General features: G+C 39.3%; 11 protein-coding genes and 1 pseudogene. 6 read left to right on the top strand and 6 right to left on the bottom strand.

From position 1 onward, the window contains the following. The first annotated feature begins 172 nt into the window (after window positions 1–172). Window positions 173–562, top strand: coding sequence for a hypothetical protein (locus AC5JL8_RS01160; RefSeq protein WP_495877939.1), 390 nt, complete (start codon window positions 173–175; stop codon window positions 560–562). A 153-nt stretch (window positions 563–715) separates the two neighbouring features. Here AC5JL8_RS01160 and AC5JL8_RS01155 read toward each other — a convergent pair whose 3' ends face one another. Beyond that, window positions 716–2,014 carry a cation:proton antiporter gene (locus tag AC5JL8_RS01155; protein WP_495877938.1) on the bottom strand — a complete coding sequence of 433 codons (1,299 nt, stop codon included), beginning with the start codon at window positions 2,012–2,014 and terminating at the stop codon, window positions 716–718. A gap of 665 nt (window positions 2,015–2,679) precedes the next feature. Between AC5JL8_RS01155 and AC5JL8_RS01150 the strand changes: the two genes are divergently transcribed. Continuing rightward, window positions 2,680–3,393, top strand: coding sequence for an HAD family hydrolase (locus AC5JL8_RS01150; protein ID WP_495877937.1), 714 nt, complete (start codon window positions 2,680–2,682; stop codon window positions 3,391–3,393). 156 nt (window positions 3,394–3,549) lie between these two features. On the opposite strand, the gene AC5JL8_RS01145 is transcribed toward AC5JL8_RS01150, so the two are convergent. Beyond that, window positions 3,550–4,176, bottom strand: a complete 627-nt coding sequence (locus AC5JL8_RS01145; protein WP_495877936.1) for a CPP1-like family protein — start codon at window positions 4,174–4,176, stop codon at window positions 3,550–3,552. A 689-nt stretch (window positions 4,177–4,865) separates the two neighbouring features. Here AC5JL8_RS01145 and AC5JL8_RS01140 point away from each other — a divergent pair. Beyond that, window positions 4,866–5,585: a response regulator transcription factor gene (locus tag AC5JL8_RS01140; RefSeq protein WP_495877935.1), complete on the top strand. Its 720-nt coding sequence runs from the start codon at window positions 4,866–4,868 to the stop codon at window positions 5,583–5,585. Between the two features lie 660 nt (window positions 5,586–6,245). Here the strand turns inward: AC5JL8_RS01140 and AC5JL8_RS01135 are convergent. The 3 genes and pseudogenes from AC5JL8_RS01135 to AC5JL8_RS01125 all read right to left on the bottom strand — a co-directional run bounded on the left by AC5JL8_RS01135 (window position 6,246) and on the right by AC5JL8_RS01125 (window position 8,235). After that, window positions 6,246–6,443: a DUF2811 domain-containing protein gene (locus AC5JL8_RS01135; protein WP_495877934.1), complete on the bottom strand. Its 198-nt coding sequence runs from the start codon at window positions 6,441–6,443 to the stop codon at window positions 6,246–6,248. 852 nt (window positions 6,444–7,295) lie between these two features. Further along, a complete protein-coding gene (gene hisIE / locus AC5JL8_RS01130; protein ID WP_495877933.1) occupies window positions 7,296–7,946 on the bottom strand; it encodes a bifunctional phosphoribosyl-AMP cyclohydrolase/phosphoribosyl-ATP diphosphatase HisIE in 651 nt (216 codons plus the stop codon). Between the two features lie 94 nt (window positions 7,947–8,040). Next, window positions 8,041–8,235, bottom strand: a pseudogene (locus AC5JL8_RS01125) (ChaB family protein). A 108-nt stretch (window positions 8,236–8,343) separates the two neighbouring features. Here AC5JL8_RS01125 and hemL point away from each other — a divergent pair. Further along, window positions 8,344–9,642: a glutamate-1-semialdehyde 2,1-aminomutase gene (hemL, locus tag AC5JL8_RS01120; protein WP_495877932.1), complete on the top strand. Its 1,299-nt coding sequence runs from the start codon at window positions 8,344–8,346 to the stop codon at window positions 9,640–9,642. Window positions 9,643–9,796: 154 nt separating this feature from the next. Here hemL and AC5JL8_RS01115 read toward each other — a convergent pair whose 3' ends face one another. Further along, entirely contained in the window at window positions 9,797–9,958 is a 162-nt protein-coding gene (locus AC5JL8_RS01115) for a metallothionein (RefSeq protein WP_495877931.1), read from the bottom strand. A 473-nt stretch (window positions 9,959–10,431) separates the two neighbouring features. Here AC5JL8_RS01115 and AC5JL8_RS01110 point away from each other — a divergent pair, with 473 nt between their 5' ends. Next, window positions 10,432–12,051: a serine/threonine-protein kinase gene (locus tag AC5JL8_RS01110; protein ID WP_495877930.1), complete on the top strand. Its 1,620-nt coding sequence runs from the start codon at window positions 10,432–10,434 to the stop codon at window positions 12,049–12,051. 482 nt (window positions 12,052–12,533) lie between these two features. Beyond that, window positions 12,534–13,298, top strand: coding sequence for an FHA domain-containing protein (locus AC5JL8_RS01105; protein WP_495877929.1), 765 nt, complete (start codon window positions 12,534–12,536; stop codon window positions 13,296–13,298). Window positions 13,299–13,561: the final 263 nt, after the last annotated feature.

Here is a 13,561-nt window from a genome sequence, read left to right as displayed (position 1 = left end):
TAATACAAATTATGAATTACAAATTATGAATTGATGTTATATATACCCTCCGATAGAAGGAGAAGCGGCACTTCAACACATACGATGCCTGTAAACCTTACGTATTGCGTAATTAATACTATTTATTTACGCACAACGGGGGTTGACAGCAGGATTTTAGGAGGGAATTACCATGCAGAGAATTGTATCCAATTTAAAGCAAGCATTGCGCTCCATAGTTTTTGTTTTAGGTTTAATGGCTTTTATTAGCCTGTCAAGTTTGTTCGTTGTTGTTCAGCAACCTACTTATGCAACTACACTTGAAGAATTGCAGCTGATACCTCCAGATCAAAGATTGACGGCTGAAGACAAAATTGATCGTGCTTATGAATATAACCGCGCTGCTGGTGTACGAGAAGAACAGCGACAAGAAGCTTACAAGCAAGCGATAAAGGACTCTGAAAATTTAGAAAGTCTAGACAAGGCTTATGAAAGGAATTTAAAAGCTCAACAAAGAGACAATTCCCAACCAAATTTACTTGAAAAAGCTGGTGAAATAGTTGACAAAGTGACAGGCAAGTAAACAACAGAAGGGAATTACTAGGTGAAGTAAAAGGGACTGGGGATTAGGTATTGGAGATTGGGAATCAGGTAATCAGCGGAAGAATTATGGGAGGGGTTGAGACCAATTCAATTCCATAATTTTTTGTTTTTGTTACCCAATCCCCAGCTCTCTTCACTCAAATTCATCAATTGTGGCAGGAGTATGAGGTTGTTTGTGCTCAGCAAGATACCGCTCATACATATTCATTAATGGAGTTGCACTAATTCCATGCACAATCACAGAAACTACAATAGTAGTGTAAGTTATCCAGGAAATTTGTTCGGCAGTTTCACCTTCTAAGCCATTACCAAATGCATAGGCAAGATAATATAAAGAGCCAACACCACGAATGCCAAACCAGCCTATTAATAATCGAGTTCCTGGATTCATAGTTCGGCGGCGGGAATCAATAGGACGTTTACCAATTGTGCTGATCCAGACTCCTACAGGTCGAATAATCAAGAATAAAAGAACTATCACTAACAAAGATTGTGCCGCATAATTGAGCATCGGTTGGAATAATAATATCGAACCCAATACCAAAATTGTCCCTACTTCTAACAGCTTTTCTAAGCGCTCCACAAACTTTAATTGAGCTATAGATTTTTCTGCATTTCTATAACTTCGTTGTGTAACTAAACCAGCAACAAATACTGCTAGAAATCCATAGCCATTAACAATTTCGGTCAATGAATAAGTCAAGAAAATCAAGCTAATAGCGATGAAATCTTCCATCAAATCATCAGCTTGACGGCGTTTTTGAATTTTTTTATCAATCCAAACTATTGCTTTAGCAACAATAATTCCCATAACAATACCAGCAGCGATCGCCCAAATTAAATCAACTGCTACCCAATTTTTTAACCAGTTACCCCAGCTGTTATCTTTTAAAGCATGAATGCCAAAATAAACAAAGGGAAAAGCTAAAGCATCGTTTAATCCACCTTCAGAAGTTAAACCAAAGCGCAACTCATCTTGGTCATTTATATCAGTTAGTTGAACTTCTGAAGCTAACACTGGATCAGTTGGTGCTAGAATCGCTCCTAATAAAATAGCTGCTCCCCAATCCATTCCTAAAAAGAATTTACCTACAACAGCTAGAGCAAAAATGGTAATAGGCATCAACCACGCAATGAGTCTTACTGTAATATCCCAAGCCTTTAATCTTAGCGGCCGAACTATTCTTAAGCCACAACTAAATACAGAAATAATTACCACAAGTTCTGTAATTCGCTCTAGAAATTCAGCGTTAAATACTTCATCACGACGTAATTGAATCAACCCTAAGCCATAAGGCCCTAACAAAATACCTACCACTAGATAGATGAGAGAAAATGAAAGTGGTAAACGTGAAATCCAGCCTGATCCTAATGTGACTATTAGCAAGAGTAGACCAATAACCAAAAGGTCAAGAATATAAATATCTACCATAGCTATTTAAATAAAAAATTAGTTTCACTCTGCAAGTTTAATTGCGATCGCTGTTAGTTCTACATCATCTTAGGGGAGATATTGTTAAAATAATTCACAAACAGCTATGAGATTAAATTTCAACCCACAGGTAAAATCCGCCTCTATCTCAGGGATAGAAAATGAGGCATTGAGGAAGTATTTCAGAAAATGCGATCGCATGGAATAATATCAAATTGAGCAAAGATAATTATGATTGATTGCGATTGCTAGCCTTTTTCAATAAAGATATCGAAACTAGGTACAGAGTTGCAGAAAATATGTGGTCAATTACCTAATTCAATTATCAAAAAATTAAACTTAGGTTCTAGTTTTATGAAATTTTTAATTTCATCTGCCAAATTTGTATTAAAGGCTAATGGCAAAAAATACGAAGTAATGAATTTTGACAGTAAGTAGTTAAGCGTAAATAGATATACTCTACTGGCATATTTGATTGAAATTAGTTTCTAAATCAAAAACAGAATCAACTGATCACCCAGAAAAAAATTGAATAAACTAGATAAAGTGAATTTTCGTCCAGCCGATTTAAACACAGATGAGTTATTTTAATTTGTTCAGTGCCTGCCTCTCAACCGCAACAGGTGAGATAATATTAATAAAAGTTAATGTTTTATTTTCCGCCGATGCTAAGACTAATTACTGACTTCGACGGCCCTATTATTGATGTTTCCGAAAGATACTACCGTGTTTATCAATTTTGCCTGGAGAAAACTCGACGTTCAGGCCAACCAGTACGAGAACTTTCTAAAGAAGAATTTTGGCAACTAAAGCGATCGCGGGTTCCCGAAAAGCAAATTGCTTTGAATTCAGGACTGGACGAAGCGCAAGCACAAGAGTTTGCACAACTGCGGCGGCAAACAGTACATACAGAACCGTACTTTCAATATGACACCCTCGTACCTGGTGCTGTGGACGCACTGGTAAAAATTCAACAAACTGGAATTGATTTGGCAGTCATGACAATGCGTAGGGTTAGGGAACTCGACTATGCTTTTCAAAAATTCCAATTAGGTAAATTTTTCCCGGAGAACCGCTGTTATTGCCTGAGTAACGATTATGTTAAAACCCGCGATATCGATGATAAGCCTTTATTAATGGCACGAGCAATCGAAGAACTACCTCCTGCTAATGACATCTGGATGGTGGGGGATACGGAAGCCGATATCACTGCTGCTAAAAAACACGACATTAAAGTGATCGCTGTCGAATCTGGTATCCGCGATCGCGCTCAATTAGAACTTTACCACCCTGAATTCATTGTTCGAGATTTAAGCGTTGCAGTAGATTTAATCCTAGAGGGCGCATATACAGATACAAAGCAGCTTTCTGTTGGGTAGAATCTGAGCGTCGGTAAAAATCTCTGTAATAGCTAAAGGGTAATAGATAATGAGTTTAAGTATCTATTACCCTTTAGTGATTAAAAATCTCCAATTTTCAGACACCTGCTTTCGGGTAGCTTCCCAAAAAGTAGATATGGTAAGCTAGCCCCTAAATTAACGTAAAAAACTGCTAACTAACCATAACAATATAAACGTCAGCACCGTAGAAAACTGATTCGGTGTCAGACCAATGAATGGTATTTGCAACAACAGCCAGTTAGCAATTAGCCCACCGATGATTAAGCCCATTATTAGCCCAACCAGCGTAAACAAAACTGCTCGACCAAATTTACCTTCCTTACGATTAAGAAAGTAAATACTAATTCCTACACCAACCACCAATGCCAGCTGCAAAACCTGATCGCCTGTAGCTGGGTAAAACACACTAGCAGCACTCAAACCCACATACCAAACCCCAGGTAACACAATATCAGCAGGTGTTGGTTGATCGAGCATTCTTTGCAGCCATGCCGGTGACTGCTCGCGGGGGGTTGGGCTTTCTTTCGGGAGCGATTGCACTCGTAACTCTGGAAACCGAATACGCTCAGGCACTTTAATTTTACCTTCCTGGCGCATCCGTAAGCGATCCATTAAAATCGCGTCGTAAGCCGCTTCAATCACTTCTAGACTCTTGGCATCGCCACTGTGTTGCTCCAATCGGCGATTGCGAGCATCCTGAATTTCATCGAAGCTAGCGTCTTCTGATACCCCAAGTTTTTCGTAGGGATTTTGATCGCTCATGGGAGTTTATACTTCAGCCTCAGTCAGCGGCAGTCTTTTGTTGACGTAAATACAACTTTAGGTTTTATCTTGATTCGGAACCAATACGCCGATCAATTTTATGCCCTACCTGGATAGTAGCATGGGTTAGTTTGATCGACTGGGGAATTTTAACTATAAGTCACTTTAACATATTGTTATAACTCAGTGTATATCCCCATGTCGTTGACCAGTTAGAGCTTTACTCTAGAATTTGAACTAGGGATACCTAAAATGCATTTTTTATGAAAAAATAACTTTTCTGTTGCCAATTTAGCCACTCAGCCTACTCAGATGGAGTTTTCATCAATGAGTTTCATAATTGTTGGTGGTATCGATCCGCATATCGATTTAAAATTGTAACAATTTAAATTACCACTTGATTGGGATAATAAAGTATTCTAAATTACTAAATTGCTGTGGCTTGGGATAGAACAAGTGCATACTGGGCACAAATTTAACTACTATAGTAGCTGCACTTAGATACAGGGTAGGCTACCAAAAGATTTTTAGTATTATATTGTCCAGAATCTTGATTAAACTATTTTTTTAAGATAATCAGGAAATGCATCCCTTAGCCTTGTAGATTCTTTATTGATTCCCAAAGTCGAAATTGCGTTTTTACGCAATCCCCTTGTTAATCCTATGAATTTTTGTGCAAAGTGATGGTCATGGCTCCTGCCAAGATTCTTGTAGTTGACGACGACCTAGCGGTTCGGAATTTAATCCAACGCTTTTTGATTAAGCAGAGCTATCAAGTAGAAGCGGCTGAGGATGGTAAGACAGCCTTAGCACTATTTGAGCAATTTAACCCAGATTTGGTGATTTTAGATGTAAATTTACCAGATGTAATCGGGTTTAACCTCTGCCAAGAGATGCAAAGTCGTAATGGTGTTTTTGTTCTTATGCTGACTAGCCGCGCAGATGAAGCTGACAAGATTCGCGGCTTTTCTAAAGGTGCTGATGACTATCTCACTAAACCATTTGGGCTGGGAGAACTGGAAGTCAGAGTTGCAGCTATCTTGAGGCGTCAGCGGGTTGTAACCACTGCAGAACAGAAACGTCTGGTATTTGAAAAGTTGATGATTGATCCAGTGCGGCGGGAAGTAGCATTGAACAACCAAGCAGTACCCTTAACCGCTTTGGAATTTGATTTGTTACATTTTTTAGCTAGCCATCCAGGTCGAGTGTGGCGGCGAGCAGAACTTATTCAAGAGGTGTGGGATTATGAATATGTGGGCGACCAACGGGTTGTAGATGTACATATCGGCCAAATTCGTAAGAAAATTGAAGCCGATGCTAGTCAGCCAGCATTAATTCAGACAGTACGTGGGGTAGGTTATAAATTTGAATGTCCTACTCATTCCCCGCAGTTAGAAGTTAATTCCTAAGTTATAGTCTATGGTTGAGAGTTTTTTAACTCTTGGCTTACGGCTAATAAGTATGCTTGCTGTCAAAATTGGTGAACTCTTTGGGCTTAACTCAAACCAAGGTTAACACAGTCGCCCAAAGTCACACCATAAATATATAGTGCGCCTATACAGACCAAGCATTTATTTTAAAGATTGATAGTTAAGCTTGAAATGCTGGCTATGTAAGAAAGTATATATTTGCATAACTGAATATTTCCCAAATATATAACCAATAAATTTGATAATAAATCCTCCTTGCGGAGGATAATTTTTAAGTATTTTATGGAATGGTTATTCAAAACTGTGACGTTTTGAATTTGGAAGCACACGGATACCATAGAATCCCGCCAAGCCATAACAATTCCCAACAAATATATTTATGGCTTTGTCTGTTCCATCTACAAATTTATTAATATTTGACTTTGAATCGAAATTTGTAGGGGTTTTTACCAATAGAACAGCATCTTTAAATTTTGTAGAATGCCTTCATCAATCTCAAGACGAACACAAAAACTTAATTCTTTTGAAGAATTAAAGGTTATGTTTTGCCCATACGAGAGCATGAACATGACTAGCACCGTTAATAATCGCACTGACAAAGTAGGCTGTCAAAACTGAATCATTATAGGGCTGTTTTACTTAGCTGTGGTGGAATAAAGTTTCCAGATAAACACGAGCGGCACGGCGATCGCTATCTCCATTTTGAAGCAAAAATAGTGACAGTGCTGCCGTCAGTACTCGATTTTGATCCCAATCAGGATGTGTTTCTAAGTAGCTTTTGAGGGATTCGTGAAGTGTTTCCGGAATTTCTGTAAAGATGTTAACCGTTGCATTCATAAGATTTTCCTCCACTGAGGACAATCAAGAGGGACTAGTTGCTTGCAGCGAGCAGATTGGAGCGACACATACAATTTTTTGCCTGGCCGACAATTTCCACCAACATCTGAGGTATTTTACACACTTTGATGTTAACGGGTTCAACGAACTACAACAGCAAGCCGAATCATTGTGCGCTAAGAGGGGGTAGGTTTGTCAATGCTGCGAAATGTTAAAAACGATGGTATAAAAAATATTTGCTAACGAAATCATCAGGGTTTGGTATTGATTTTTGTTACTCAATTTAACAAAAACTCAGTCACTGAGATTCCTTGCCCTTAGAAGCAAAAAATCCCCAGTAAGGCGGCAAGAGCCTATCGTCTCGTAGAGCATCTGTGGAAAACTGCTAAAATCCCTGTGGAAACTCTGTGGAATCTGTGAGGAAAATGTCCACTAATGATAAGAATTACAAAAACATTAATTTTTTGATAAACAGAATTTACTCAGTGATACGCACTCATCAAGCGTTGGGACAATGGGTTTAGGGATATAAAAGTTTAGGGGTGTAGATGATGAAATTCTTACATCTACTCAAGGAGAAGCCTTTGAAGTCGCGTCTACACACCTTTACTCTCTTACACCCAATCTCAACATACAACCTTTGCACGTAAGTCCTTTACGTGTAAGTCATGCCAAGATTAGCTGAAACTACAATTGCCCTATTTTTTGTATGGCATCTTGCATAGCCGTTATTTGTCAGTTCCCTTTCAGCAAGCAACGCCCTAGTTCTTAGTTACCTCTGTTACCTAGTTAATAACTTTTTATTTACAGCATTGATGATAGAGTTGCTAGATTTAATTGGCTTTTTTTGCTCTACCGACGACGCTCTTGCAACTTCCGATATACCGACTTCAAATCAACTTGATGGTGGGCTAAGGCAACGAGTGTATGATAAAGCAAATCTGCAACTTCCCCTGCAATGGAATCGCTATCATCGTCCTTAAAGGCCATAACCACCTCAGCAGTTTCCTCGCCCAGCTTTTTCAAAATCTTGTTATCGCCACCTGCAAATAATTGACAAGTATAAGAATTTTCTGATGGATTGTCGCGGCGATCGCATATCACTTGAAATAGCTGCGATAAAGTATCTCCAGGTGGTGGAACTATTTGCCCATCTAATTGATGAAAACAACTACGCTCACCTGTATGGCAGGCAATATCTCCTACCTGCTCTATGCCAATTAGTAGCGCATCACTATCACAGTCATAACGAATACTCTGCACTTTCTGAACATGACTAGAAGTCGCCCCCTTGTGCCATAGCTCCTGACGGGAACGACTCCAAAACCAAGTTTCTCCAGTTTCCAAAGTTTTTTGTAAAGATTCCCGATTCATCCACGCCATCATCAAGACAGTGCCATCGAGATAATCTTGAACTATTGCCGGCACTAAGCCCTGTTCATTATAATGAATTTTTTCAACAGGAATAGTGTTGTGCAGTGAATGCGGTTCAGTAGAAAACATACCAGCTAATTTTTTCTAGTGAGAATGATTCATGGATTCACGATACCATCTCAGAATAGGGCAGCTAGTACGATTTTTTATTTAAGCTTCTAATTTAGCCTTCAAAAGCAGCATTTTTATTCATAGCAGACTGCATTTTAACAGCACTTAAAGCAACTTGATGAGCTTTTGCTGCTTCACCATACCAATGAACTGCTGAGTTAAAAGCTGCTCGGTAAATATCCTGCTAGGTCTCAGATAATCGATTACGAATCTCTAAAGGCAAGTCTTGGTTAGACTTGCATAACATAATGTTATTTTCCTGGTTCCTCTAATTTTATACGATAGAAATTCTAAGCAGTCTTTAACCCTATTCTAAGATAGAGCTTTTTATTTGCCACCGATTTAGGAGAGAACCTTGGTAAATACAACGATTAAAACTACAAAATCACAAGAGATCTTCGCTGCTGCCCAAAATCTCATGCCAGGGGGAGTGAGTTCCCCAGTCCGCGCCTTCAAATCCGTAGGTGGACAACCTATTGTTTTTGATCGTGTTAAAGGAGCGTATATTTGGGATGTAGATGGCAACAAATACATCGACTATGTAGGCACTTGGGGACCTGCTATTTGCGGTCATGCCCATCCAGAAGTAATTGCAGCGCTGCATGAAGCATTAGAAAAAGGTACTAGTTTCGGCGCTCCCTCTGTACTGGAAAATGTCTTAGCAGAAATGGTCATCGATGCAGTTCCCAGCATCGAAATGGTACGATTTGTCAATTCTGGTACAGAAGCTTGTATGTCCGTGCTGCGGCTGATGCGGGCTTTCACCAACCGAGATAAAATCATCAAGTTTGAAGGGTGTTATCACGGTCACGCCGATATGTTCCTAGTAAAAGCTGGGTCTGGTGTTGCTACACTCGGCTTACCTGACTCCCCAGGAGTGCCTAAATCGGCAACTAACAATACTCTGACTGCGCCTTTCAATGATTTAGAAGCAGTCAAAGCTTTATTTGAAGAAAACCGTGATGAGATTGCTGGTGTGATTCTTGAGCCAGTTGTTGGCAATGCTGGGTTTATTCCTCCTGATGCTGGATTCCTTGAAGGTTTAAGGGAACTTACCCATGAGCATGGAGCATTATTAGTATTTGACGAAGTAATGACTGGCTTCCGCATCGCCTATGGTGGCGCTCAACAAAAGTTTGGCGTTACCCCCGATTTGACAACGTTGGGTAAGGTTATTGGTGGTGGGTTACCAGTAGGAGCCTATGGCGGTCGCCGGGATATTATGTCAATGGTTGCCCCTGCTGGCCCTGTTTATCAAGCAGGGACTCTTTCTGGCAATCCTCTAGCAATGACTGCTGGCATTAAGACCCTGGAATTGCTGCAAAAACCTGGTACTTACGAGTATCTTGACCGAATTACTCAAAAACTAGCAGATGGCTTGCTGCAAGTTGCTCAAGAAACTGGTCACGCAGCTTGTGGTGGTCACATCAGTGCCATGTTTGGGTTATTCTTCACTTCTGGCCCAGTTCATAACTACGAAGATGCCAAAAATTCGGATACAGCCAAATTTGGACGCTTTCATCGCGGTATGCTAGAGCGCGGTGTTTACCTAGCGCCATCTCAATTTGAAGCTGGATTTACTTCTTTTGCTCACACTGAGGAAGATATTGAACAGACTCTAGCAGTCGCAAGAGATGTGCTTTCTAGCCTGTAACTAAAATAGTGCTGAGTGTTGAGGAGCCAGCGCGTTCGGTCGCCAGGCTTGTAGACACCCGTAGATACATTGATGATTGGCAAAGCTTTCTCGCAGAGTAGCGGCAAGCCGCAGGGTAGCAAGTGGCTCCTCAGCACTTACAACTCAGCACTAATTAACAGCCACAGCCAGTGTGGCCACAGCCTGGGATAGTTTTATGACCTTCAGCACAGCCAGCAGAACAGTAGTATTTGCCGTCTTTATTAATGGCATCTTCAAGTGAAACGATACATAGGCAAGACTCACAGGCACACTTCATTTGGTTTACGGTTGCCATAATTTTCTCCATTTCTTCGTAAGATTACTCTATGATATCTGAACAGATTTTCAGATATTAGTTAACATAATTTAGACCAATATTTGGGATTCAGAGCCTAAAGGTTAGACAATACCGATCAATATTTCTGCCAAGGATGAAAATCTGCTATCAAAGCAAACTCAAACAAAGTTAATTTACTTAAAATATGTAATTAATACTTAATGATAATGAAAATATAACTTAACACTTGCGACAAGTCATAAACAGATTAGCAAATATAAGTTAAAACATCCTCTAATAACTACTTTTAAGCCTAAGTATAATTAAGGATAGTAAAATCGGCTTGACTTTACGTAAGCCCAGTGCAAACTTTAGGAAAACTTTAAAGCTTTTCCAGCAGAAATTACCTGGCACAATTCGATTCCGAATCACAATAATGATGTGAGAGTGTAACTCTACTCATTATTATTCGTGTAGCGAGTTGTCAATGCATGAGCTACTGCTTAAATCCTACCTGTCCTCATCCAGAAAATTTGGCATATAGCCAAAGGTGTCAGTCTTGCGGTTCGCAACTACTTTTGAGCGATCGCTATCAGGTGCTTAAACCATTAGGTCAAGGTGGCTTTGGTGCAACTTTTTTAGCCTACGATCAGGCTTTACCAGGAGAACCAAGTTGCGTAATTAAGCAGCTACGTCCCTCCGCAACCGCACCGCACGTTTTGCAGATGGCGCGAGAACTCTTTGAGCGAGAAGCTAAAACTTTAGGTAAAATTGGCAATCATCCCCAAGTTCCAAGGCTGCTAGACTATTTTGAAGAGCATCAACAATTCTACTTAGTTCAGGAATATATTAGCGGTGCTACCTTGCAGCAGGAGATCCAACATAATGGCAACTTTACTGAAACCGGAGTCAAGCAATTCTTAAGTGAAATTCTGCCGTTGCTGCAATACATTCATGAGCAAAAGGTGATTCACCGTGATATTAAACCAGCCAATTTAATTCGTCGCACTCAAGATGCGAGAATGGTGCTGATCGACTTTGGTGCAGTCAAAAATCAAGTTACTCAAGGTATAACGGGCCAATCAGAGCAAACAGCATTAACTGCATATGCAATTGGTACTCCTGGTTTTGCGCCTCCAGAGCAAATGGCTATGCGTCCAGTATATGCCAGTGATATCTACGCTCTGGGGGTAACATGTATTTATTTACTTACTGGTAAGTCTCCTAAAGATTTAGAATACAATCCCACAACTGGTGAAATGATATGGGAATCGCTTGTACAAGTGAGTGATCACTTGACAAGTGTGTTACGGAAAATGCTAGAGGTATCAGTCCGCAATCGCTACAAGTCAGCCCAAGAAGTACTCAGGGGCTTAGAAATGGAACCTTACCTAGACAGTTTGGCTAAGGGAATGCTGACTAAATCAGATTTATGCGTTAAAGAACAAGCACATAATCATGTAGCAAATTCTGCTGTTTTATGTAATAACTCTCCTAGTAATTCTACTAGTGCAGGAGTAGCCCAGGTAGCAGCTGCAATTCGGGCTAGACGAGCTAAGTCAGTAGAAAGCGTTGGCTTGCAGGCAGGAGGAATGCGCCCAGGAGTTCTAATGGCAAAACCAACAATTTTGGATAGCAGCAACACTAGTAGTTTGCCAATTCAGAATTCTAAAGTTGTACGTAAGATAAATACTCAAGGTTTACTAACCGCCTATCTTAAGGGGAGACGAGATTTTGCTCTACACAATTTGAGTATGCTTAACCTGCAAGGTGCTGACTTATCAGGGACGAATTTCAATTCCGCTCAATTGCAGAAAACCAACCTCCAGGGAGCTAATCTTCATAACAGTGACTTTGGAAGAGCTAGTCTCACTGATGCTAATCTCCGAGATGCTAACTTGAGCAAAGCTTACCTCAATAATGCTGATTTAGAAGGAGCAGACCTGCGAGGAGCAGATCTCAGCAATGCTTATCTCAGTAATGCTAATCTCCGAGGAGCTAATCTGTGTGGAGCCAATCTCACTGGTGCCAAGATTTCTGATGAGCAGTTGGTACTAGCTAAGACCAATTGGATGACAGTGCGCCCTAATGGTAAACGAGGGCTGCTGTGATTGAAATGTCGAGATTTAGGTGGGATTGTTAGATTCAGCTAATTCACTATTGTAAATTTAATAATAAAAAATATTTTAATTATTAAGGCGCTATCTAGGCAGTAAGAGATGAGTATCCTGAATACTTAAAGCTAAAAACGCTGTATCTAAATTATCGGTTTAATGCTGTGGTAATTATGCTTAGTATGAGCGTAACTGCTTAATATTAAATTTCGCTGGTAGATAGCGAAGCAATACCTTGTTTTTGACGATTTTTAGATAGTAAAATTTTAATAATTTCTCTGTTACATTTATAAAAAAATAATTTACAATAAAACATAAAGCAATACTTTTTTATAAAATTTTTCATGACATTTATGACGGCTAAGGCTTGGAAAACTTTCAATTAAAAGGTTAACAAATCAATGCTCTTCAGCAGATCAACTGTGTACGTAGTAGTAGCAAGTAAATTATTTCTAATAGTAAGCTAATAAAAAATAATAATGACCGAAAACAGCAAGTCACATTTTTTAGCAGTAAAAGGCTTATCTATGATGACTGAGTTGCAAGAGAAGGAACTAGAGAGGCGATTAAGTTTATTTCAAGTATTCCTCAAGTTGTATGAACAACATAGCAGCCTTCTAGATGATATTCTCCAGTTAGAAAACCTAACTCAGACATCTTTTACAGGAGTGAAGCCGTATTATTTACAGGGTGTAGTAGATGGTTCTTGTGTTTATGTAGTTACTAATTTGTGTGAAAACAAAACACAAAGTTTACAACAGCCACAGCAAATCTGGACAATAGGCCGGGATTGTAGTAGTGGCATATATGTTGCTGATAAATATTTGTCTCCTCGCCACGCTGCTATTCAATATATTAATAATCAAGGCTTCTACTTAATAGACTTTAACAGTACCAATGGTTCATTTGTGAATGGTGAACCGATTTATCAGGCAATCAAGCTTAATGATGGCGATCGTATTCGATTAGGCAATCTAACTTTTGATTTTTTTGTTAATCATACGTGCCGTGCCTTGCCGACTGTGGCAATAGAGTTGCTGATGCAGCTTGTACCTGGAATAGACTCCAATTTAGAAAAAATAATTAGTAAATCAAATGATACACAAAAGTATTTATTTGAAAACCCAAACGATGCTCTACACATTGCTAGAGACTCAATTTTAATTGACAAATATATACACCAACATAATACTTTTAGTGCAGAAGAAAAGTCAGAAATTTTAGACCGCTTTTTTAGCAGATAAACGCTTTCCAAACTAATCAAAAAAAATTTACCCTACATATTGGTAGAGTAAATTAGTTGCATAACCTATATATTTGAATTCAGTCGTTGTATCTGAAGTGCCATAATGCAACTAATAATTTATGATCAATAGTGCAAGATGGCAGAAGAAACATTGCTTCTATAATCGGCTTTTCAAGATTTTTAACCTAATAAATACAGTTCAGTTAGTGGTTTTCAGTTCTCAGATAAGCCCGCAGGAACTAATGCCTGGGGCTATCTTAA

The organism is Mojavia sp. (genome assembly GCF_059505145.1).
The sequence above is the reverse complement of the archived record's forward strand: the minus strand, read 5'-3'. Positions and strand labels throughout refer to the sequence as shown.

Coding starts and splice junctions, on each gene's coding strand:
- AC5JL8_RS01135 (WP_495877934.1), bottom strand. CDS start 6,443: ATGAATGCAACGGTTAACATCTTTACAGAAATTCCGGAAACACTTCAC.
- AC5JL8_RS01145 (WP_495877936.1), bottom strand. CDS start 4,176: ATGAGCGATCAAAATCCCTACGAAAAACTTGGGGTATCAGAAGACGCT.
- AC5JL8_RS01140 (WP_495877935.1), top strand. CDS start 4,866: ATGGCTCCTGCCAAGATTCTTGTAGTTGACGACGACCTAGCGGTTCGG.
- hisIE (WP_495877933.1), bottom strand. CDS start 7,946: ATGTTTTCTACTGAACCGCATTCACTGCACAACACTATTCCTGTTGAA.
- AC5JL8_RS01105 (WP_495877929.1), top strand. CDS start 12,534: ATGACCGAAAACAGCAAGTCACATTTTTTAGCAGTAAAAGGCTTATCT.
- AC5JL8_RS01115 (WP_495877931.1), bottom strand. CDS start 9,958: ATGGCAACCGTAAACCAAATGAAGTGTGCCTGTGAGTCTTGCCTATGT.
- AC5JL8_RS01160 (WP_495877939.1), top strand. CDS start 173: ATGCAGAGAATTGTATCCAATTTAAAGCAAGCATTGCGCTCCATAGTT.
- AC5JL8_RS01110 (WP_495877930.1), top strand. CDS start 10,432: ATGAGCTACTGCTTAAATCCTACCTGTCCTCATCCAGAAAATTTGGCA.
- AC5JL8_RS01155 (WP_495877938.1), bottom strand. CDS start 2,014: ATGGTAGATATTTATATTCTTGACCTTTTGGTTATTGGTCTACTCTTG.
- AC5JL8_RS01150 (WP_495877937.1), top strand. CDS start 2,680: ATGCTAAGACTAATTACTGACTTCGACGGCCCTATTATTGATGTTTCC.